This is a genomic window from Vibrio aquaticus, assembly GCF_003970385.1.
GTDB lineage: Bacteria > Pseudomonadota > Gammaproteobacteria > Enterobacterales > Vibrionaceae > Vibrio > Vibrio aquaticus.
The window spans coordinates 510,599-531,099 of sequence record NZ_RXZH01000001.1 but is presented as its reverse complement, the minus strand read 5'-3'; the positions used below and the strand labels follow the sequence as shown (position 1 = coordinate 531,099).

The 20,501-nt window shown below is 44.8% G+C and carries 20 protein-coding genes; 11 read left to right on the top strand and 9 right to left on the bottom strand.

Annotated elements, in window-relative coordinates:
• Window positions 1-16 precede the first annotated feature (16 nt).
• Entirely contained in the window at window positions 17-1,588 is a 1,572-nt protein-coding gene (locus EJ063_RS02190) for a hypothetical protein (RefSeq protein ID WP_126572370.1), read from the bottom strand.
• 2 nt (window positions 1,589-1,590) lie between these two features.
• Complete coding sequence (locus tag EJ063_RS02185) at window positions 1,591-2,136, bottom strand: hypothetical protein (RefSeq protein WP_126572369.1); 546 nt, start codon at window positions 2,134-2,136, stop codon at window positions 1,591-1,593.
• A gap of 638 nt (window positions 2,137-2,774) precedes the next feature.
• Between EJ063_RS02185 and EJ063_RS02180 the strand changes: the two genes are divergently transcribed.
• Together EJ063_RS02180 and EJ063_RS02175 are read left to right on the top strand one after the other, a co-directional pair.
• Window positions 2,775-3,479 carry a response regulator transcription factor gene (locus EJ063_RS02180; RefSeq protein ID WP_126572368.1) on the top strand — a complete coding sequence of 235 codons (705 nt, stop codon included), beginning with the start codon at window positions 2,775-2,777 and terminating at the stop codon, window positions 3,477-3,479.
• On the top strand, window positions 3,470-4,861 hold the full coding sequence (locus tag EJ063_RS02175; RefSeq protein ID WP_126572367.1) for a sensor histidine kinase: 1,392 nt from the start codon (window positions 3,470-3,472) through the stop codon (window positions 4,859-4,861). The genes EJ063_RS02180 and EJ063_RS02175 overlap by 10 nt, the downstream gene beginning before the upstream one ends.
• A gap of 68 nt (window positions 4,862-4,929) precedes the next feature.
• Here the strand turns inward: EJ063_RS02175 and EJ063_RS02170 are convergent, their stop codons facing one another.
• From EJ063_RS02170 to EJ063_RS02155, 4 genes are all read right to left on the bottom strand, one after another.
• Window positions 4,930-5,862: a M14 family metallopeptidase gene (locus tag EJ063_RS02170; RefSeq protein ID WP_126572366.1), complete on the bottom strand. Its 933-nt coding sequence runs from the start codon at window positions 5,860-5,862 to the stop codon at window positions 4,930-4,932.
• A gap of 162 nt (window positions 5,863-6,024) precedes the next feature.
• Entirely contained in the window at window positions 6,025-6,672 is a 648-nt protein-coding gene (locus tag EJ063_RS02165) for a DsbA family oxidoreductase (protein WP_126572365.1), read from the bottom strand.
• A 153-nt stretch (window positions 6,673-6,825) separates the two neighbouring features.
• Complete coding sequence (locus EJ063_RS02160; RefSeq protein WP_126572364.1) at window positions 6,826-8,694, bottom strand: methyl-accepting chemotaxis protein; 1,869 nt, start codon at window positions 8,692-8,694, stop codon at window positions 6,826-6,828.
• A 92-nt stretch (window positions 8,695-8,786) separates the two neighbouring features.
• Window positions 8,787-9,389 carry an AraC family transcriptional regulator gene (locus EJ063_RS02155; protein ID WP_126572363.1) on the bottom strand — a complete coding sequence of 201 codons (603 nt, stop codon included), beginning with the start codon at window positions 9,387-9,389 and terminating at the stop codon, window positions 8,787-8,789.
• Window positions 9,390-9,577: 188 nt separating this feature from the next.
• Here EJ063_RS02155 and EJ063_RS02150 point away from each other — a divergent pair, with 188 nt between their 5' ends.
• The gene (locus tag EJ063_RS02150; RefSeq protein WP_126572362.1) at window positions 9,578-10,681 is read left to right on the top strand and encodes a 1-acyl-sn-glycerol-3-phosphate acyltransferase; all 1,104 of its coding nucleotides are present in this window, start codon (window positions 9,578-9,580) and stop codon (window positions 10,679-10,681) included.
• 74 nt (window positions 10,682-10,755) lie between these two features.
• Here EJ063_RS02150 and EJ063_RS02145 read toward each other — a convergent pair whose 3' ends face one another.
• Together EJ063_RS02145 and EJ063_RS02140 are read right to left on the bottom strand one after the other, a co-directional pair.
• Window positions 10,756-11,355 carry a hypothetical protein gene (locus tag EJ063_RS02145; protein ID WP_126572361.1) on the bottom strand — a complete coding sequence of 200 codons (600 nt, stop codon included), beginning with the start codon at window positions 11,353-11,355 and terminating at the stop codon, window positions 10,756-10,758.
• A gap of 121 nt (window positions 11,356-11,476) precedes the next feature.
• A complete protein-coding gene (locus EJ063_RS02140) occupies window positions 11,477-11,776 on the bottom strand; it encodes a YfcZ/YiiS family protein (RefSeq protein ID WP_126572360.1) in 300 nt (99 codons plus the stop codon).
• Window positions 11,777-12,283: 507 nt separating this feature from the next.
• Between EJ063_RS02140 and EJ063_RS02135 the strand changes: the two genes are divergently transcribed.
• The 8 genes from EJ063_RS02135 (at window position 12,284) to rplT (ending at window position 19,405) form a co-directional block, all read left to right on the top strand.
• Window positions 12,284-12,745 (top strand): TetR/AcrR family transcriptional regulator, encoded by a 462-nt coding sequence (locus EJ063_RS02135; RefSeq protein ID WP_126572359.1) that lies wholly within the window; start codon window positions 12,284-12,286, stop codon window positions 12,743-12,745.
• A 224-nt stretch (window positions 12,746-12,969) separates the two neighbouring features.
• Complete coding sequence (locus EJ063_RS02130) at window positions 12,970-13,974, top strand: response regulator (protein WP_126572358.1); 1,005 nt, start codon at window positions 12,970-12,972, stop codon at window positions 13,972-13,974.
• Window positions 13,974-14,411, top strand: a complete 438-nt coding sequence (locus tag EJ063_RS02125; protein ID WP_126572357.1) for a PAS domain-containing protein — start codon at window positions 13,974-13,976, stop codon at window positions 14,409-14,411. The genes EJ063_RS02130 and EJ063_RS02125 overlap by 1 nt, the downstream gene beginning before the upstream one ends.
• Window positions 14,412-14,499: 88 nt before the next feature.
• Window positions 14,500-16,011 (top strand): NAD(P)H-hydrate dehydratase, encoded by a 1,512-nt coding sequence (locus EJ063_RS02120; RefSeq protein WP_126572356.1) that lies wholly within the window; start codon window positions 14,500-14,502, stop codon window positions 16,009-16,011.
• A 214-nt stretch (window positions 16,012-16,225) separates the two neighbouring features.
• Window positions 16,226-18,154 carry a threonine--tRNA ligase gene (gene thrS / locus EJ063_RS02115; RefSeq protein WP_126572355.1) on the top strand — a complete coding sequence of 643 codons (1,929 nt, stop codon included), beginning with the start codon at window positions 16,226-16,228 and terminating at the stop codon, window positions 18,152-18,154.
• Between the two features lie 3 nt (window positions 18,155-18,157).
• Window positions 18,158-18,709 carry a translation initiation factor IF-3 gene (gene infC / locus EJ063_RS02110; RefSeq protein WP_126572354.1) on the top strand — a complete coding sequence of 184 codons (552 nt, stop codon included), beginning with the start codon at window positions 18,158-18,160 and terminating at the stop codon, window positions 18,707-18,709.
• A 106-nt stretch (window positions 18,710-18,815) separates the two neighbouring features.
• On the top strand, window positions 18,816-19,010 hold the full coding sequence (gene rpmI / locus EJ063_RS02105; protein ID WP_004411425.1) for a 50S ribosomal protein L35: 195 nt from the start codon (window positions 18,816-18,818) through the stop codon (window positions 19,008-19,010).
• A 41-nt stretch (window positions 19,011-19,051) separates the two neighbouring features.
• A complete protein-coding gene (gene rplT, locus EJ063_RS02100) occupies window positions 19,052-19,405 on the top strand; it encodes a 50S ribosomal protein L20 (RefSeq protein ID WP_004401084.1) in 354 nt (117 codons plus the stop codon).
• A 132-nt stretch (window positions 19,406-19,537) separates the two neighbouring features.
• Here the strand turns inward: rplT and EJ063_RS02095 are convergent, their stop codons facing one another.
• On the bottom strand, window positions 19,538-20,500 hold the full coding sequence (locus tag EJ063_RS02095; protein ID WP_126572353.1) for an integron integrase: 963 nt from the start codon (window positions 20,498-20,500) through the stop codon (window positions 19,538-19,540).
• Between the last annotated feature and the right edge of the window lies 1 nt (window position 20,501).

Sequence of the window (20,501 nt, the reverse complement as noted above, 5' to 3'; positions counted from 1 at the left end):
GTTGGGAGAAAAGTGATTAGAGTGTGATGGTTTTATCTGAGAAAGTGATCTTCTCAATGTGGACAAGTTCATCTGTGCCGCTTGAAGGGCAGTCTACAATCGCACCATATTTCGTTGTCGTGAGTGTGCATTCAGCGTACTTGTTATCAATAAGGTAAGTATCAATACCGCCCTTACCAAAAATCTTGTTGTTGGCTGAATTGCCTTTTATCACGTTGTCTTCGTCATTGGCTGAAAGGTCGATGGCCTTGTCGCCAATAATTTCAACGTTCAGTAACCACTGAGACTTATACGTGTAGCCGTCCTGCGATTGCGCATCGTCTCTGTTCATCAAGAAAGTTGGCGTGACTGAAGCACTAGGGTAGGTGTTGTCGAAGTAAGTCACGACGCCAGCAGAATCGATACGAGCCGTGTATTGAAGATACTCATGGAATAGCGCTTCAATCCATTGCTTTGCCTCTGCATCTTGGCTCGCCATTGCTGTGCGAGTTAATGCTTGATAGCCGTCTAAGCCATGGCCGTTGTGCTTTGCTACGCCCATATAAGCTTCAAAGGCTGCTGCAAAGTATTCATGCGAATAAGAAGTGCCGATATCTGGATTGAAATCGTCGTCTTTCCAATCATCCCAACTTGTCGGCGTTGGTTGCCAAACGGCAGGATTACCCAACTTATGATCGTCATAGATCGCCAGTGCTCGAACATCAATTTGCTGTTGGAGAGTTTGAAAACCATTTTGAGTGTTTGGCGCAATACCTTGAGCTTGAGTGATGTGCAAAATCTCTTCAAATGCTGCGTCGCGATCGGCATGAGTGCCAAGATCAGGACAGTAGCTCGCGTAGTTGCTCATGTAGTGGCAATCGCCCTCTAAAGAGAGTTCACGATACATTAAAGATTGACTGTTAAGCAGCCACTGCGAGGTTTGAGTGCTAGTCACAATGCCTCCGATTAAGCCCTCTACCACCGCTTCAAAATCGGCCTCACTTTGCTTATCAGCGTACTCAAGCAACGACTCGACAAAGGCATCGGCACTGTCGAAGTTTAGCCCTGCTAATGTGCTGGCTGAAGAGGCGTTAATCCAGGTTTCGAGTTTGCCTTGGCGAGCGGCTTCTTTGGCATACAAACGCGTTGAAACAAGCTGATTTTGGTCATCGTCTGCGGTTAAGATCAGCGTTGCATTGCGCGATGCCATACTTTCTGCCATTGAGCTCTTATCTGCACCATATTGGCTGCCGGCTTTGTTGGTCAGAAAGTGCTGTAGGATTGAAACAGCTCGACGCACCTTTTCATTACTGACACCGTCATCAGTGGCAATGATATGGATTGCAGCTGCGTTCGACGCATTACGACTTGAGCGAGTCACGCTGTTCGACTTAGGTGTGATTTTTACGTAGGTTTCGATGCCATCTACTTTAAATTGTTCAGGGACAGTATTGGACATAACCACCGAGCCAAGAGCTGAATTGGCAATAATTGGCAGTGATACGTTCTTGCTTTGAGTTTGGTTGTCTGACGTTGATGATTTATCACCACCACATGCCGACAAAAGGGCGACCAGGAGTGAGAGAGTGAGGACTCTAAGCTTAAGCATGGTTACTGACCTTTAAGTTGCAGTGAGTAAGAAACCGACTTCACTGTGCCATCGGGTGCTGTTTTCACTACAAAACCTGAGAAGTCTTCGAAAAACTTGTCATTGATAAGTTCCCAATGCGTCTCTTTCTTTACGACATGCGGCTCAACTTCATTGAATGATGAACCCATAGCAAAGAAGATATCACCAAGTGCTTCAAGCAAAATCTCAGCTTCCTCGGTGTTAGAAACAATGAAGTCTCTTTTGATGCAATGAGTAATGTCAGGCAGTGGCTGATTGGTACTCGGTATGTCGATCGCTTCTACTTGACCATCTTTATGCAGAAAGTAATGGTCGCCAAAGCTTGAAGAACCATCCGTCGTATTGATGGTTGGAGTCCCCGTATAAAAGTCACAATCAAAGGTGGCACGAACCGCTAGGCTTTTTACTTGTTTCACCTCGACATCGAACCAGGTGGCCACAATATCCGTGATTTGGCTTTCTACGCTCGCTAGCGCACCTGCAGAAAAAACAGAAGAGAATAGAAGAACAGAAGAGGACAGTTTCATACGCAAATACCCGTTATTGATTTCGAAGAAGAACTGGAGCGCATGGTAAACAGATAAATATAAAAGATAAGTAAGCAACGTTATGCGCATTGATTTTAAACGGGGGAATGTAAGCGTGGACGGCTAGCAGCTTTACATTAATTTAACGAAAACCGGTCCAGTTTGTTGGTGAAAACCTAGATTTGGTACTGGAATGGATAGAGAACAAAGCAAACTCATGGGCTTTAATTGGCATGTTATTCTGTAAGGGTGTGGTTTGTAAGCCTATGTAAGCAATCCCCTGATCTCGTGGTGATTTTGGTGTCTCATAAATGAGAGGTCGCGGTGTATATCAAGGTTTACAAGCGCTATTTTGGGTTGGGCTTTTGTTGATTCTGTAACCTAATTGTTATCATTGAATTCATCATGAGACTTAATTTGTCATAACTGATCATTTCTTGACTCAAGCAGTGCGTATTTTTGGCCTTACAGTTCTTCATACAGTTCCTAGTGCTGTAATCGTTTACATTGATGTGACCATTAAGGCTGTTGTTGTAAGGTATTTCTTACTCTAATCATTTGTCATCTTTATAGGTCGCCTTGAAGAGCGAAACGTTTGCTTTATACTGCGCGAAAATTTATAAATGGCGTGCGTGTAGATGAATTCGAAGATTTTATTAATTGAAGATGACCGTGATATTTCTCAACTAACTCAGATGTATTTAACCGCTGAAGGTTATCATGTTGAGGTCATTGAGGATGGCGTGAAAGCGATTGATAAAATTAGAGAATTTGAGCCAGACCTTGTACTTCTAGACTTAATGTTGCCAGGGAAATCAGGGGCTGAAATATGCAGTGAAGCACGTGAGTTTTACTCAGGAATGATCATGATTTTGACGGCAGCCGAAGATGAGATGAGTGAAGTCAGCTTATTCAAGTTTGGTGCTGATGATTATGTAACGAAACCCGTTAGAGGCCATATTTTGGTAGCGAGGATAGAAGCCTTATTACGCCGCTATCAACGCCAACAGAAACGAGAACAGACTAACTACGTTTCTGATGCTCATGGCATCGTTGTTAACGCACAAAGCCAAACGGCCTACTATGATCATAAGCCGCTGAATCTTACTAACTCTGAGTTCGAAATCTTACAACTGCTTATTGAAAACGTAGGTGAAACCGTGTCACGGGATCACTGTTGTCGCTTGGCCAGAGGTATAGAGTACAACGCCAATAATCGGTCAATCGATATGCGAGTTTCAGGTTTACGAAAAAAACTGATTCAAGCAGAAGTATATAGTGCAACGATTAAGACGATTCGTAATCAAGGTTACAAACTGGTGAGCAGCAGCGCATGCCAATAACGTCTAAACCACGCTCAATGTTTACCTGTTTATACATTGAGAGCTTACTGGGCATGATAGTGACGTTCGCCATTTTCATGCATTTTGGTATGGGATATATACGAACCGCCGATCTGGATGTGTTTGTTGATGATGGGATGCACCACGCCCAGCGTTATGTCGAGAGTCGTTACGATCGCCATGGCCTCTATGAACGGCTCAATCGGATGGGGGAGCTGACGTTCTACGACTACAAGCTGTCACTACTGAAAGGGTGGGATGAAGAGCAGCCTCTTTGCATTCATTGCACGCTCCATATCAGTTCTCAGGGTGCCAGAGTCTATATGGATGAAGACGAGCTTTTAATGATGGCGTCTCCGATCCCAAACTCCAATTATCACCTCGTTTTCAGAGAAATAGACGATCCCCACAACGCACTGACACCTTGGTATAAAGATCAAGAAATCCACTTTATGATCTCACTCTTCATTACCATGAGTATTGCGTTGGGGCTTTTGATTTATCTGCCTCTTTATCGGGTCAATAAACGTGTAAATCGACTGATAGAGACGCAAGCGCGTTTTGGTCGAGGGGATTTAAGCGCTCGGGCGGAGGATTACCACATTTCTCCAATCAAAGAGATCGCGCAAAGCTTTAATGAGATGGCGGAAGATATAGAACGCCGAGTTAAGCAGGGGCAAATATTCTCTCATGCCATTCCTCATGAAATCCGAACGCCTTTGAGTAAGATTCAAATGGCGTGTGATCTGGTGAGACGAGACGATTGCCAGAATAAACAGCAGCTGTTTAATGATATCGATGATTACATTGAAGATATTTCCGATCTCACCAGTGACATTCTTCAGCTATCTAAACTCAATGACAAAACGGGAGTTGGCTCTCAAGCCATTGAAAAATTAGTCCCTTTAGGAAAGTTCTGCCGCTGCCGACTCGATATGATGGCAGGAAATACCGCTAAACTGGTGGTTGCAGATGATGTTGTGAACGATGAGTTATTGCTGACGCCAGCGTTTGCAAAGTTGGTGTTGGACAACTTGATCAAGAATGCTGATCGATACGGCAATGGACTGGTTGAGGTGACGCTGCGTGAATACTCCACGTGTTGGACAATTGATGTCGAAGATAACGGCAAGGGGATTCCAGAAGATAAGCGCCAAGAGATATTCGTTGCGTTTGCTCGTTTGGATAAAAGCCGCAATGCCCATAGTGGTGGATTTGGTTTGGGACTAGCCATCGCCAGTAATGCCGCTAGAAATCTGAAGTGGACGATTTCCGTAGACCAAAGCCATTTGGGTGGGGCTCGTTTTACGGTGATGATTCCTAAACGCCCAAAGGTTCAGCAAAAAATGGAAGAAACTCAGACTATTGAAAGGTGTCTTTAAGCAGTGTTACTCGTGAGTCGGGCGTAGCGCAGACCAACGAGTAACACTTAGATGAACTTATTCAGTGACTATTTGCTTAGTTGCTCTTTCGCAATCACGTAGTCTAAACCACCGATAATCGCAGCGACTTGAGCATCGTTGCACTCTTCATCGGTCACTTTCGGGCTGTCTGGGTAAACTTCTGTGGTGGTGCCGTAAGTGCATGTTGTTACGCCACCACACAGACCAAGTTTCACCATTGGGTAGTTAATCACGCCATGTTGAACCACTTCTGAGCCAATAATCTCGCCTTTTTCGTCAGCCGGAGCAATGTGCGTTACCTTGCTTACTGACTCAATCACCGCGGCTTGAAACTCTGATTGTGGGTTTTCGGTATCGCCCACCGTGTAGAAACCATCAGGGATCATGCCTTCGATGTACTCGATACCATCGCGTGCGGCTAGAGCAGGGCGGAACTCCGTTTCATCGGTATCGGTGGTTTCATGTAGGTCAATGTGTACTAGTACGTCTTTGTTGAATGAGGCAACGAGCTTCATTAGGTTCGCTGACTCTTCCGCTGGTGAGTCTTTATAGAACGAGCGGTTTGGATCTAATGCTAGTGGGTTCCAACGATTAATCGTTTCATAACCCCAAGGGCTGACACAAGGTGCAATCACCAGGTTGAAGTATTGTGAGTAGTGCGCCATTTGGGTTGCTGCGAACTTAAGAGCGCCATGAACGCCACTGGTTTCGTAACCATGAACACCGCCAGTGACTAAAGCAATCGGCTTATCTTCATCCCAATTTTTTGACTTAATGCAGAATAATGGGAAACGTGACTCATCATAAGAAAGTGCGCCATATTGCTCTACGTTTAATTTTTCGCTTAATGCCTGGATCTTCGGCACGACTTCTTGTTGATATTCACGTTTGATGCTGGTTTGCTCACGCCATTGGATTCGCTCTGCATCGCCCCATTTCTCGCCAGGAGTGCCGATAGGATAAGTGTAAGTACTGCGCATTACCTTGCCTTGTGTCTTATTGGAATAAAGTGCGGATAGGATAAAGTTCTCCGCAATTTCACGCAAATGTTATCACTTAGAATTGAAAAGCTTGACCGACCTTTGACATCCAACTTGTTTGCTAAGGTGGAAGGTTGGGAGCAGCGCTAAGGGCAACGCCTTTTATGCGTGTTCTGCGATGATCTTATTGATGGCAGAGACTAAGAGTTCAGACGTTTGCGCGCCGGAAATTAGGTGTTTGCGATTGATGATGATCGCAGGCACTGCGTTAATCCCAGCTTCCAACCATTGCTGTTCAGTTGAGGCGACCGACTCGGCCCAGGTTGGATCGTTCAAGACGGTTCTCGCAACGTCTAAATCAAGTCCCACATGTTCCGCACATTCAAGCAAGATGTTCTCTTGGCTAATGTCTTTTCCGTGGGTGAAGTAGGCGTGAAACAGCGCAAGTTCGAGATCGAATTGCTTGTTTTCACTGTATGCCCACATCAGCAGTTGGTGCGCTTTGCGAGTATTGTAGATACGGCTGTCATCTGCGAAGTTAAACTCAAAGCCGACCTCTTGGCCGAGGGTGGTGAGTGTTTGTCTTGCTGAAACGCTGGCTTCATCGGTGGTGCCGTATTTCTCGTTAAGGTGTTCGCGTAGGTTTTGACCTTCAGGCCCCATTGCAGGGTTAAGCTCAAATGGATGCCACTGAATGTCGGCATTGACCGTGTCGGCGAGAGTCATTAATGCCGCTTCCAAACGTTTATAGCCGATGATGCACCACGGGCAAACGATATCTGAAACGATATCAATCCGTACCTTATCCATTGTCTTTTCCCCTTTAGCATCAACAACTGTCAGAGCCAAGTTCAATAAAAACTTGGCTCTGAATGCGCTTAGGCAATATGCCCTAATGAGATAATAGTTAATCGCGCTACATTTTGATAATTTAGACGCTGATTATTGGAGCTTGGTCATCGCTTAAACCACAAATTTGTTGAGTATCGAATCTTGCTCACGAATGTTTTCGGTTTGAGCCTGCATGGCGATATTGGCGTTGTCTGCGGCGTCAGAAACCTGAGTAGAAAGATCTTTGATCTTTACTGTGTTGTTGTTGATCTCTTCCGCGACAAGACTTTGCTCTTCTGCTGCGGAGGCAATTTGAATGTTCATATCACTGATTCGCTGAATCGCATCACGGATACTGTCTAGCGCAACATTGGCTTCTTGGGCGCGCTCAACGGCCGCACCTGCAGTACTCTTACTCATGTTCATTGCATTGGCAACTGAACTTGCACCAGCTTGAAGTTGCTCGATCATATTGCGAATTTCGGTAGTCGATTCTTGAGTACGTTGGGCGAGGGTGCGTACTTCATCGGCAACCACTGCAAAGCCTCGACCAGAATCCCCAGCACGCGCCGCTTCGATAGCTGCGTTTAGTGCCAACAAGTTCGTTTGGTCAGCAATGTCATTGATCACTTTCAAGATGGTTTCGATGTTGTCAGTGGCCGATTCTAGCACTTTGACCTCTTCAACCGCCTCATCAATTTTTTGCGATAGGTTATCAATGGCGCTGGTGGTTTCACTCACCACAGATGTTCCCAAGCTAGTGGCATCGTCAGCTTCTTGTGCCGCCGCCGCTGCTCCTTGGGCATTATTCGCAACATCACCGGACGTAGTTGCCATTTCATGCATGGCAGTGGCGAGCTGTTCTAACTCGTGGAGTTGCTGCTGCATAGCGGCTGCAGATTCTTGTAATCCATGAGAGGTCATTTCTGAGCCGCGTAGTATTTCGGTGCCAATCGCCTTGGACTGAGTGATGAGTTGTTGGAGCGTGCCAGTAAATTCATTAAACCCAGAGGCCAGTTTCGAAAACTCTTGGTCTGTATTCGTGTTGAGTCTTTGGGTTAAATCCCCCTCACCGGACGCAACGTCTTGGATGGCGTCACTGAGTGTGTCGAGTGGTTTCATTAAGCTTCGGATAAGAATAAGTAGAATCACGACACTGATGACTAACGCGATAATGGTATAAATGATCGAGCTATTACGTAAATCAGCCAGTGACTGGTAGGCGATTTTTTCATCGAGTACGACACCGATATACCAGTCTTCTCCTGGCACTTTAGAAAAGTCCAACGTGTAGTCTTTTCCGTCGATGATCGCTTGTTGCGGCTCATCTTGAATGGGGGCTTTGCCTAAAAAGTCAGACATGGGCTTGCCATTGTATTGCGTAGTAGGGTGCGCAATCGTTGTGCCGTCTCCAGCGACAATAAACACATACCCTGCATTGAATAACTGAACTTTGTTTACCACTTCGGCTAGAGCCGCCAAGCTTACATCGTAGAAAATGGCCCCGACAAACTGCCCGCTATCTCTTACGGGGGTTGCGATGGAGACTAAGATTTCTCCGGTCGCGGAGTCAGCGTAGGGAGCAGTAATGACGAGTTTCCCTGAGTTCTTCGCATCAATATACCAAGGGCGAACTCGTGGATCCCAGGTTGGGCCAGGATTCCAGGAAGGGTCGTTATTGATGTTGGAGCCATCTTTTTCAAAGCCGAGGCCAGCTAATAAGAAAGTTTCTTTTACGATAGGTCGGGTAATGACGGCCGAAACGGCATCAGGAGAAAGGTCGACCTCTAACATGCTGGTGGCGTAAGACGCGATCGCTTTACGCCCGTTAATTTCGGCTGCGGTGGTATCTCGAACACCATCAACGATTTCGGTCACGCTAGAGGTGACTTGGCTCTTTATCTCTTTTTGAACCGTGTAGTATTGTTGAGCGGTTAAAAGCGTGACGGTCGCTAAAAGCAGAACAGATGAAGCTGCCACTATCTTATGGCTGAATTTCATTTCAGAGTCCTTTCAAAAACTAATAGGATTATTTATAGATCTATAGTTATGAAATGACTTTTCAGCCAGAAAATGTACAACTTTTCTACGAATTAGTGCCCTATAATGGCTTTTTCTAATCCAGAGAATAGGGTTTCGTTGCCTTCAAATAGCGTATTAACCACAATCGGTCGCTTCTTACCTGATTGCATCATTTTAACCGCTTCACGCACTCTTAAAACTAATTGCAGTTCGTTGGCAATAGGAGATGGTTTGTCAAAGCGCCACTGGCTTAAGTCTTTCGTCAACTTGCTCTCATGCAGGTTAGGTTTAAGATCGATGAGTTCATGGCGAAGCACCGCCAGTAACTCTTTTTGCTGTTCAGTTAGTGTTTCGATAGAGGTCAGGCGATTTAACAGGGCTGAAACCAATTCATTTGCTTTAACGAACCCTGCCTGTTTTGGAAGCGGAGTAGTGACACGTGAAGATAACTCAACCACCTCTACCTGTGTGTTTGGGGTATAGGTTAGGGACGTTAACGTATCAAACGGCAACCAAAAAAGCTGATTAGGCTCTATCGCATATTCCTGCTTACCCAGTTTCACAATGACCAAGCCCTGTTTAACACAGAGTAATTTGTGCTTAAGAGATTTTCTGCGTGGTGTGCAAAGAAGAAAATCGTGCTGTTCAGTCTGGAAAGAGATCGCGTAATGCATGATGGTGCTCATTGGTTCAGGGGCGCTAAGGTTAACGTTTCTTGAGGAAAAAGCCAATATAGAGCCATGAATGCCTCACAATAGAAGGATTGTTCTGGTCTGACCTTGATAAATCTGAGAGAACTTAAGCTGCCAAGAAGCAATTCTATGAGTAGAATAGGCCCGCTTTCTTTTTAATGACGAAAATAATGACGACAAATACAGACCCATTTATTGAAATTCGTCCATACAATGATGACGAAATTCCAGCGGCAATTGACCGCCTAGTTAATGATGAAGAATTCATTAGCGCTATTTTACATCACCGTTTCTCTAATCACGCAGGTTGGTTTAAAGCTCTCATGTCTCCTGTTGTGAAAGTTTACCTAAAGATGAAATGGTCAAAGCTTAACTCTGTGGAAGCGATTCAAGCTGAAGTTAAGAAATACCTGAGTCAAACACTGAAATCGACCACTGACGGCGTGACCTATTCAGGTCTTGAAAAACTCGATGATAATCAAGCGTACTTGTTTGTCTCTAACCACCGCGATATCGCGATGGATCCTGCACTGGTTAACTACGGCTTGTTCCAAAATGGACACAAAACCGTGCGCATTGCCATTGGTGATAACCTGCTTAAAAAGCCTTGTGCGACAGAGCTAATGAAGTTGAATAAAAGCTTTATTGTTAAACGTTCGGCGAAAGGCCCGCGTGAGATGATGAAAGCGCTGGGGACATTGTCTGGTTACATCAAGCACTCGTTAGATACTGGCCACTCTATTTGGATTGCTCAGAAAGAAGGGCGAGCGAAAGATGGTAACGACTTCACTGATCCTGCGATTCTAAAGATGTTTCATGTTGAAGGGCGCAAGCAAAAAGTGGCGTTTCCTGACTACGTGAAGTCACTGAAGATTGTTCCGGTTTCGATCTCTTATGAGAATGACCCGTGTGACATCGCCAAAGCGATTGAGTTGCATGCGAAAGAGTCAGAGGGGAGTTACGAAAAAGGTGAATTTGAAGACATCGAAAGTATCATCCAAGGTATAGTTGGTGACAAAGGACGAGTTCATGTCGCATTTGGTGACGTGATTGATCAAGACTTTGAAACACCAGATGCATTGGCAGAAGAGATTGATCGCCAAATTCACGCGCATTACAAACTGTTTCCAATTAATGAACTTGCCGCAGGTAATGAGCAAGTGGATGAAGCGGTCAAAGTAAAACTGACAGAGAAGCTTAATAAATTGCCTGAAGGTGCTCAGCCATATTTGGTGGCGAGTTATGCAAACCCGGTAAGAAATCAACCGGCATAACGTTTACTGACTAGTATAGAAAAAGCCTCGCCACGTAATGTGCGCGAGGCTTTTTTAGTTTTTTCAGGGGAAATTTAAGGAGCAATAGCGCCGCCCAAATCGAGATTCGTTGGCCATTTAGAGATACGATTCCCTCCCAAAAAAATGTTTCCTTTTACGGTCATCGTCTCAGGGAACTCGGTGATCTTTGAGCCACCAATATATAAGTTTCCGTCAACCTGTATCCCTTCAGGGAGAGCTTCCAATGGAGTGCGGATCACACTGAGATCGCCTTTTACTCGAAAGCGAGGAGGTAAGGAAGCAAGCGGTGTATCGGTAAAGTTGATGTAACCACCGACTTTAACGCCATTCGGCCACCGGGTTACTTTTGATCCTATAAGGTTTGCGTAGCCCCTTATGTTTACGCCCTTTGCGACACTCCGAAGCTCACTGTTTGAAGCGTCAAGACTCCCCTGGATATCAATACCTTCAGGTAATTTTTCGATCACGGTTTTTGCAATGTTTAAGTTGCCCTTAATGACGAGTCCACTCGGCAGCTCAGTATAAGGTTTATTGCGTAGATCGAGGTTTCCGTAATTGTCGAGATGGTTGAGGATACGGAATTGGTCTAATGACTGGGCGTTAGAACCAGTACTTAAACATGCCAATAAAATAAAGTAGCAGGTGCGCAGCATAGTTAGGTCACTTGATAGATTCTTAATCAATATGAATAGTAAGCGGCGTTAGGTCAAATAATCTTAGCTTTAGGCATAAAAAAACGGGCAGAGCTGCCCGTTTTGAGATATCGAAAGACAATTATCGTGCTAGCGAACGTGTCTTTAATTCGAAAATCAGTTTCTCAGCGCTCACTTCAAACTTGAAACGAGCGGTTAGCTCTTTTGAGTCTTCTTCAATTGAAGAGACTTCATACTCGACACCGCTGCATACTTGCTGTGCGAGCTCAATGTACTTAGCCAACTCCGATTCCAGAAGCGCTTTCCCTGCTGCCATGATGGTAACTTCAGCGACGTCATCACCTTCTTTGATGATAAAGCCCATTTCACCAGCACAACCACATGCTTCACATACTTCTATTTGCTCTAGTTCGGTGGTCATCTCAATATCCTCTTACAAATAATGGGGCTATATTAACGGGAAATTTGAAGCTAATCCATAAAAAAGCAAGCACTTGGTTTCATGCTGTTTTCAGTATGTTATGTTGACTTGTGAGTGAAAAGTGACCATGAATCTGATGAGTACGCGAATATTCGTGTGATGAAGATCAACTTATTACGAAAATTCATGTCATTATCTTGTCAGAATGCTATTCAGTTAGTTGTAAGCGATACCGATTTATAACATTATCGGTGCTTTATAATTATATAAATAACAAGATGACCCAATTCACTTCTATAAATCGGCGTTATAGGTTCGATTTTTGGAAGATTAGTTTTCACAACAATTAGATGGCTCGTACGGTTTAATTGTGTTAATGTCTATCTGGTTTTGAGATTGATAATTGGTCTCGTTTATTGATTCGTTGATAGACAAGGAAGCTAAACTTAGAGGTCAACATTGAACTCATGATGAGTGAGACGGATTTACAGAGAGAAGAGCCTGAACATGCCAAAGCGTAGTAAAGAAGATACTGAAATTACAATTCAGAAGATCATGGATGCAGTAGTGGATCAACTATTGCGTCTTGGCTATGACAAAATGTCATACACAACACTAAGTCAGCAGACGGGTGTTTCAAGAACGGGTATTAGTCACCATTTCCCTAAAAAGACAGATTTCACCGCAGCACTAGACGGTCGAATCTTCAAAATGTTCGTTGAGCACGTAGAGTTTGAAAAAGGATTAGAAGAGTTTTCTTCTAGCTGGGTTGCCGCGCTAGACAGCGATGAGTTCTTAGCGATTCTACGTCTGCTATTCCACCATATCGTGACGTCACAAAGCACGCACGAGTTCGCAAGCAATGGTATTGATCGTCTATACAAGATGACTGAAAGCCAATACGGTGAAGGCAGTGCGAAAGAGCTAGAGTGGCTCATTGGTAAGTCCATCATCCGTATGGCACAATAACTTTTCTAAAAGCCTTCTTCGGAAGGCTTTTTTGTATCACCTCGCTTCAACATCTCTTATTGATGTACTGCCACACTGGCTTTTTAGCTTTCACCTTACTATTACTTCAATGATCTCAGCTTGTTAGAGGTCACTCTTTATCTATATTGCCGTTGCAGTATCTGATACGCTTACTATCTGTTAGACTTAATGAATTAGCTTCATAAATAGATGTAGGAGTAGGAATGTCATACCCCGTTCTAATCTGTGATGACTCTGCTTTAGCTCGAAAGCAAATGGCTCGCTCTCTGCCAGCATCGCTTAATGCAGACATTACATTTGCAGTGCACGGTTTGGATGCGTTAGAGCAGCTAGCGAACAACACATTTAAGCTGATGTTCCTCGACCTTACCATGCCAGAACTCGATGGCTTTGGAACATTAGAAGAAATCGGAAAACGTGGTATCGATGTACCCGTCGTCGTTGTTTCTGGTGATATTCAGCCAAAAGCGAAAGAGCGCGTAATGGCGCTTGGAGCCAAGGCGTTTATTCAAAAGCCGATCAATAAAGATGCACTCAATGCAGTGCTAAAAGAGCTTGTTGAACCAGCAAGCCGACCTCAGATAGTCACGCCAGTTGCGATTGATCTGCCTATTCTTCGCCGTCGTGATATCTATATGGAAGTGGCTAACGTTTCCATTGGTCGTGCCGCTGATGCGCTTGCCCGCCACTTTGACGTATTTGTCCACCTTCCTCTACCTAACGTTAATATCTTTGAAGTGAGCGAACTTCATATGGCATTGCGTGACCTTGCTGAGAACGATCAGGTTTCTGGTGTGTGCCAAGGTTTTAGTGGTGAAGGCATTGCCGGTGAGGCGCTGGTTCTGCTCAGTGATTCCAGTGTGTGTGATCTCAAACGCTTGATGAAAGTACCAGCAGACAGTGAAGAGTTAGAAGAACTCGAACTTTTGATGGATGTGTCTAACATCTTGGTGGGCTCGTTTCTAAACGGTTTGGGTGAGCAATCAGAAGTTCGCTTCTTCCAAAGCTCGCCAGTATTGCTTGGTCAACATATTTCTATCGATTCCATCATTCAGTCTACAACGGGTTCTTTTAAGAAAACCATGACATTTGAGGTGAGCTACAATATTGACGGAACAGATATCCGCTGTGACCTTCTGTTTATGTTTGTTGATGAGTCGTTGCCGTTATTGGACAACAAGCTTTCGTACCTAATGGAGGACTTTTAATGCTGAATCTTCCTGCTGAATTTGAGCAATTCCACTGGATGGTGGACATGGTACAAAACGTAGACTTGGGTCTGGTAGTCATCGACCGTGAATATAAGGTCCAAGTGTGGAATGGCTTTATGACGCACCATAGTGGGGTCCAATCTCATGATGCAATTGGTAAATCTTTGTTTGAGCTGTTCCCTGAGATCCCACAAGATTGGTTTAAATTAAAGACTAAGCCTGTTTATGATTTGGGCTGTCGAAGCTTTATCACATGGCAGCAGCGCCCGTACTTATTTAAGTGTCGTAACGTTCGTCCTGTGACCCAGCAAGCAGACTTTATGTACCAAAACATAACGCTCAACCCAATGCGTACACCAACAGGCGAAATACGTTCGTTGTTCTTATCAATTCAAGATGCCACAGCAGAGGCATTGGTCTCTCAGAGTCGATAGCGATAACCCTAAACTTTGCAGCTAACGCCAAGGTAATCCTTGGCGTTGTTGTATATGCTGTAGTTAAACCCTCAATTCGATTACCGCGATGATTCTGACCTCTTCTTTTCTCTACACTGCCGAGCAAGTTAAGCAAGGTGAACGCCTAGCGGCTAAATTGGCTGGCATTGAAATGTATGTTTTGATGCAACGTGCCGGTGGCGCAGTCTTTCGTGCAGTGCAGCAGACTTATCCTAACTGTGAGAACGTGATTGTACTGTGTGGCGGTGGCAATAATGGTGGTGACGGGTTTATCGTTGCAAAGTTAGCTAAGCAGTATGGTTTATCAGTAGCACTCTATTTGAGTTGCGATGAGTCGAAGCTTAGGGGCGATGCGAAACGAGCCAAAGATCAATGGCTGGAATGCGGGGGAGAAATTTCTTCAATCGGCCAGTTGAACCTCACCACACAGTCATCTAATTCAATCATCATTGACGCGTTGCTCGGTACTGGACTAAAAGGCGAAGTAAGAGCATCAGTGAAAAATGTGGTTGGGCTCGTTAATCAGAGCACTTTCCCTAAAGTTTCCATCGATATCCCATCAGGACTATGCAGTGATACCGGCGCTATTTTAGGTAACGCTATTCGAGCTAATCTGACCGTGACTTTTATCGGCATCAAACAGGGGCTTGTGACCGGTAAGGCCCGAGACGTAGTGGGAACACTTATCTATGACGGATTGCAGGTTGAGCGAGAGTTTTATTCGGTACAAGAGCCTACTGCGAGGTTATTAGATGCCAACGACCTTGAACTTCCTATCAGAGCTCAAACGGCCCATAAAGGCAACCATGGTCGTTTGCTTTGTTTAGGCGGAAATCAAGGCTATGCGGGCGCTATTCGTTTATGTGCCAGTGCTGCCGCTCGCAACGGAGCAGGGCTTATCACAACGCTTTGTCATGCATCATCAGTGTTGCCTTTGCAGGTCGCTTACCCGGAGGTGATGACTCGAGAATGGCAAGCGGGTTCAGACATTCTAGAAGGTAAGCTTCTGGAAGCGGATGTTATTGCCCTTGGACCGGGTTTGGGAACGAATCAATGGGCTGACTTAATGTACCAAAATGTTGTTAAGTCGAGTAAGCCCAAAGTACTCGATGCGGATGCGCTAACCATGTTGGCCCAAGAGCCGTTTGTCGACCCCAACCGAGTCATTACTCCTCATCCCGGTGAAGCTGCTAGATTACTTGATTGCACAGTCAGTGACATCGAAAACGATCGTTTCAACGCCGTTAAACGTATACAGGCCAAATATGGTGGCGTTGTTGTCTTAAAAGGGGCGGGGACGCTGATTTATGATGGCAGAGAAGTGTCGGTTTGCGATGCAGGCAATCCTGGAATGGCCAGTGGTGGAATGGGGGATGTGCTGACGGGTATGATCGCTGCTTTTCTCGCGCAAGGGCTACCCCCAGTCGATGCAAGTAAACTTGGGGTATTACTCCACAGTGTTGCGGCAGACAGTTTGGCAGACCAGTACGGCCAAATTGGGCTTCTGGCGAGTGACATTGTTGAAGAATCGAGGAGGGTACTGTCCCAATGGTGTAAAGAACGTCTGGATAAAAAATGAACTTTTTTCTTCCGTTTCTGGGACTTCGATTGTTATTTCACATTTTTTCGTTACAATGCTCGTTCTTTCCTGAATTGTGCATCCGTATTTGCATAAATAAGGACACGATTTCTCGTTTTTAGCTGGTTTTTATATCCATAAACTCATGAGCTAAAGACTTGTTTTAAATTGCATGTGTTGCTTGGTGTGCAACACCACTGTAAAGGATATTTTAATGCCTATTATTACTCTTCCTGACGGCAGTCAGCGTCAGTTCGACAACCCAGTTTCTACTCTTGAAGTTGCTCAATCTATCGGTCCTGGTCTTGCGAAAGCAACCATTGCGGGTCGTGTAGATGGCGAGCGTGTTGATGCATGTGATCTGATTGAAAAAGACGCAAGCCTTGAAATCATCACAGTAAAAGATGAAGTAGATGGTCTAGAAATCGTTCGTCACTCATGTGCTCACCTGTTAGGTCATGCGATCAAACAGCTTTTCCCTGAAGCAAAAATGGCGATCGGCCCAACAATCGATAACGGTTTTTACTACGATATCGATCTAGAGCACTCATTGACGCAAGAAGATCTAGAAAAGATCGAAAAGCGCATGAAAGAGCTTGCGAAGACCAAATACCAAGTTATCAAGAAAAAGGTAAGCTGGCAGGAAGCTCGCGATGCATTTGAAGCTCGCGGTGAAACATACAAGATCGAAATCCTAGACGAAAACGTCTCTCGTGACGATCGCCCTGGTTTATACCACCATGAAGAATACATCGATATGTGTCGTGGTCCACACGTACCGAACATGGGTTTCTGTCAGCACTTTACGCTACTTAACGTAGCAGGTGCATACTGGCGTGGTAACAGTGACAACAAGATGCTTCAACGTATCTACGGCACTGCATTCCACGACAAGAAAGCGCTTAAAGCACACCTAACTCGCCTAGAAGAAGCGGCGAAGCGTGACCACCGTAAAATTGGTAAGCAGCTAGACCTATTCCACATGCAGCAAGAAGCACCGGGTATGGTGTTCTGGCACCACAATGGTTGGTCTATCTTCCGTGATCTGGAAGTATTCGTTCGTGAAAAACTAACAGAATACGATTACCAAGAAGTGAAAGGTCCTTTAATCATGGACCGCGTTCTTTGGGAACGTTCAGGTCACTGGGATAAATACGCAGAAGCAATGTTCACAACAGCTTCTGAGAACCGTGACTACGCTTTAAAACCAATGAACTGTCCAGGCCACGTACAGATCTTTAACCAAGGTCTTAAATCGTACCGTGACCTACCGCTACGTATGGCTGAGTTCGGCTCATGTCACCGTAACGAGCCATCTGGTGCGTTGCATGGTATTATGCGCGTTCGTGGCTTCACTCAGGATGATGCTCACATCTTCTGTACTGAAAGCCAGATCCAAGATGAAGTGACTAGCTGTATCAAAATGGTGTACGATACGTACCAAACATTTGGTTTCGAAAACATCGTTGTTAAGCTGTCTACTCGCCCTGAAAAACGTGTAGGTTCAGATGAGATCTGGGATCAATCTGAAGAAGCCCTAAAACAATCTCTTGAAGCGATGGAAATTCCATACGAAATTCAAGAAGGTGAAGGTGCGTTCTACGGTCCTAAGATTGAATTTACTCTTCATGACTGTTTAGATCGTGCATGGCAATGTGGTACAGTACAGCTCGACTTCAACTTACCGGGTCGTTTGGGTGCAACCTACGTTGATGAAAATAACGAGCGTCAAACGCCAGTTATGATTCACCGTGCTATTCTAGGTTCACTAGAGCGTTTCATCGGTATTTTGATTGAAGAATACTACGGTTTCTTCCCAACTTGGTTATCGCCAGAACAGGCTGTAATCATGAACATCACTGATAAACAGTCAGGTTATGTTCAACAAGTTGCACAAAAACTACAAAAATGTGGAATTAGAGCCAAAGCGGACTTGAGAAATGAGAAGATTGGCTTTAAAATCCGCGAACATACTTTGAAGCGTGTACCGTATATGCTTGTTTGTGGCGACCAGGAAATGGAAGCAGGCGAAATCGCAGTACGTACTCGTAAGGGCAAAGACCTCGGCAAATTTAAGGTGGATGATTTTATTTCTTACATCCAAGACGAGATCTCTAGCCGTAAGCTCAATCTGGAGGAATAAACTATTAAAGGCGGAAGACGCGGCCAAGTACCGGCCAAACAAAATGCTCATCGTTTAAACGGTGAAATTCGTGGCGTTCGTGAAGTTCGTTTAACTGGCGCTGATGGTGAATCAGTTGGTGTTGTTTCAATTCAAGAAGCGGTAGCAGCAGCTGAAGAAGCGGGTATGGATCTAGTAGAAATTAGTCCAAACGCTGAGCCACCAGTATGTCGTGTAATGGACTACGGTAAATTCCTCTTTGAGAAGAGCAAGTCTGCTAAAGAGCAGAAGAAGAAGCAAAAACAGGTTCAGATTAAGGAAGTAAAATTCCGTCCTGGAACTGATATTGGAGACTATCAGGTAAAACTACGCAACCTGACGCGTTTCCTTGAAGAAGGCAACAAAGTGAAGGTAACAATTCGCTTCCGTGGCCGAGAAATGGCACACCAAGAGATCGGTGTCGACGTTCTAAATCGTCTTAAGGAAGACACTGTTGAATTAGCAGTAGTGGAATCTTTCCCTAAGAAGATCGAAGGTCGTCAGATGATCATGGTTCTTGCCCCTAAAAAGAAGTAATTAACGGCTTTGCAAGTAATAGAACTCAGCTGCCGTAAGGTGGCTGGGTTTTGTTCGCCCTGATTACTATTGTTTAATACAACTCAACAATGCGGAGTTATTCATCATGCCTAAGATGAAAACCAACAAAGGTGCTGCTAAGCGTTTTAAGAAAACTGCTGGTGGTATTAAGTTTAAGCACGCTACTAAACGTCACATCCTGACTAAGCGTACTACTAAGAACAAGCGTCAGCTTCGTCCAAATGCAATCCTTCCTAAGTGTGAAGTGGCTGCAGTTGCTCGTATGCTACCATACGCATAATTCTTTTTAGTTTATCAATCGTTTAGTTTAGGAGAAGCATAATGCCTCGCGTAAAACGTGGTGTACAAGCTCGTGCACGTCATAAGAAAGTTCTAAAACAAGCTAAAGGTTACTACGGTGCACGTTCACGTGTTTACCGCGTAGCTTTCCAAGCAGTTACTAAAGCTGGTCAATACGCTTACCGTGACCGTCGCAACAAGAAACGTCAATTCCGTCAACTGTGGATTGCACGTATCAACGCTGCATCTCGTCAGAATGGTCTATCTTACAGCCGTTTCATCAACGGTCTTAAGAAAGCATCTATCGAGATCGACCGTAAGATTCTTGCTGACATCGCGGTATTCGACAAAGCTGCATTCGCAGTTCTAGTTGAAAAAGCGAAAGCTGCTCTTTAATTAGAGTCAGTTATTAGGATTAAGGAAAGGAGAGCTTAGGCTCTCCTTTTTTATATCCGTCATACACCAACCCATCTCAATCGTTACTTCGAACACTCTGTTCAACCTCTTAAGCCTCTCGCCAGCATTACTCTATAAGCTCGAGAGCGGGCTCTGAACGCCACTAGCGCCTCTTTCTAATACATGGGTATAGATTTGCGTTGTGCGCACGTCACTATGGCCTAACTGCTCTTGTACGGTTCTTATATCTGCTCCAGATTCTAGCAAGTGGGTCGCAAAGCTATGGCGTAATGTATGGCATGTGACGTTCTTATCTATCCCGGCTTCTTTCGCGCTACGTTTAACGGCTCTTTGTAAGGCGATGGCGTTGATATGGTGACGTCGCAATTGATTGGATTCTGGATCGCGGGCGAGTTTTCCAGAAGGGAATAAATAGTGCCACTTAAATTCAAGCTCTGCTCCCTGATACTTTTTTTGCAGTGAACGGTTGAGCCAGACACCACTGTAGCCCGGGGTGTTCATATCTTTTTGGTAATATCGTCGTGCCATCGCTTCTTGCTCTTGAAGCATCGGGATAAGCTCTTTGGCTAGGGTCACTACTCGGTTTTTTCCTCCCTTGCTTTGCCAAACTCGTACTGCGTTATAGTCATAATCAATGTCTTGCACTCTAAGTCTGACCGCTTCCATAACTCGCAGGCCTGATCCATACAGCAACATGATGTGAAGGCGATACTTAGGATCGATATGCTTCAAGAATTGTCGGGTTTCATGTTTAGTAAGCACAACCGGCAATTTTCTATCGAGCAAGGACTTTTGAAATTTGATCTCGTTGTTGAGTGGGGTTCTAAAGTAATCGCGGTACAGAAAGTTAATCGAGTTAAGCGCCAAGGCCTGTGTCTTGGCTGCGACCTTGTCGTGAATGGCTAAATGCGAGAGAAAGGCTTCGACATGACTTTCATCGAGCTTAGAAGGGTGCTCCATATTATGGAAGGTGATGAACTTCTTAATCCAAAGTAGGTACGCGTCTATCGTTTTTGACGCATAGTGGCGCGTACGCATGTGCTCTTTAATTCCGAGTAAAAACTGGTTCTTCATA

Bases quoted from the DNA above. Each gene is read 5' to 3' on its own strand.
- EJ063_RS02145 (WP_126572361.1), bottom strand. From the start codon at position 11,355: ATGCTGCGCACCTGCTACTTTATTTTATTGGCATGTTTAAGTACTGGT.
- EJ063_RS02135 (WP_126572359.1), top strand. From the start codon at position 12,284: ATGCCAAAGCGTAGTAAAGAAGATACTGAAATTACAATTCAGAAGATC.
- thrS (WP_126572355.1), top strand. From the start codon at position 16,226: ATGCCTATTATTACTCTTCCTGACGGCAGTCAGCGTCAGTTCGACAAC.
- EJ063_RS02170 (WP_126572366.1), bottom strand. From the start codon at position 5,862: ATGCGCAGTACTTACACTTATCCTATCGGCACTCCTGGCGAGAAATGG.
- EJ063_RS02125 (WP_126572357.1), top strand. From the start codon at position 13,974: ATGCTGAATCTTCCTGCTGAATTTGAGCAATTCCACTGGATGGTGGAC.
- EJ063_RS02130 (WP_126572358.1), top strand. From the start codon at position 12,970: ATGTCATACCCCGTTCTAATCTGTGATGACTCTGCTTTAGCTCGAAAG.
- EJ063_RS02150 (WP_126572362.1), top strand. From the start codon at position 9,578: ATGACGACAAATACAGACCCATTTATTGAAATTCGTCCATACAATGAT.
- EJ063_RS02190 (WP_126572370.1), bottom strand. From the start codon at position 1,588: ATGCTTAAGCTTAGAGTCCTCACTCTCTCACTCCTGGTCGCCCTTTTG.
- EJ063_RS02175 (WP_126572367.1), top strand. From the start codon at position 3,470: ATGCCAATAACGTCTAAACCACGCTCAATGTTTACCTGTTTATACATT.
- EJ063_RS02095 (WP_126572353.1), bottom strand. From the start codon at position 20,500: ATGAAGAACCAGTTTTTACTCGGAATTAAAGAGCACATGCGTACGCGC.
- rplT (WP_004401084.1), top strand. From the start codon at position 19,052: ATGCCTCGCGTAAAACGTGGTGTACAAGCTCGTGCACGTCATAAGAAA.
- EJ063_RS02155 (WP_126572363.1), bottom strand. From the start codon at position 9,389: ATGCATTACGCGATCTCTTTCCAGACTGAACAGCACGATTTTCTTCTT.
- EJ063_RS02165 (WP_126572365.1), bottom strand. From the start codon at position 6,672: ATGGATAAGGTACGGATTGATATCGTTTCAGATATCGTTTGCCCGTGG.
- EJ063_RS02140 (WP_126572360.1), bottom strand. From the start codon at position 11,776: ATGACCACCGAACTAGAGCAAATAGAAGTATGTGAAGCATGTGGTTGT.
- EJ063_RS02185 (WP_126572369.1), bottom strand. From the start codon at position 2,136: ATGAAACTGTCCTCTTCTGTTCTTCTATTCTCTTCTGTTTTTTCTGCA.
- EJ063_RS02180 (WP_126572368.1), top strand. From the start codon at position 2,775: ATGAATTCGAAGATTTTATTAATTGAAGATGACCGTGATATTTCTCAA.
- EJ063_RS02160 (WP_126572364.1), bottom strand. From the start codon at position 8,694: ATGAAATTCAGCCATAAGATAGTGGCAGCTTCATCTGTTCTGCTTTTA.
- rpmI (WP_004411425.1), top strand. From the start codon at position 18,816: ATGCCTAAGATGAAAACCAACAAAGGTGCTGCTAAGCGTTTTAAGAAA.
- EJ063_RS02120 (WP_126572356.1), top strand. From the start codon at position 14,500: ATGATTCTGACCTCTTCTTTTCTCTACACTGCCGAGCAAGTTAAGCAA.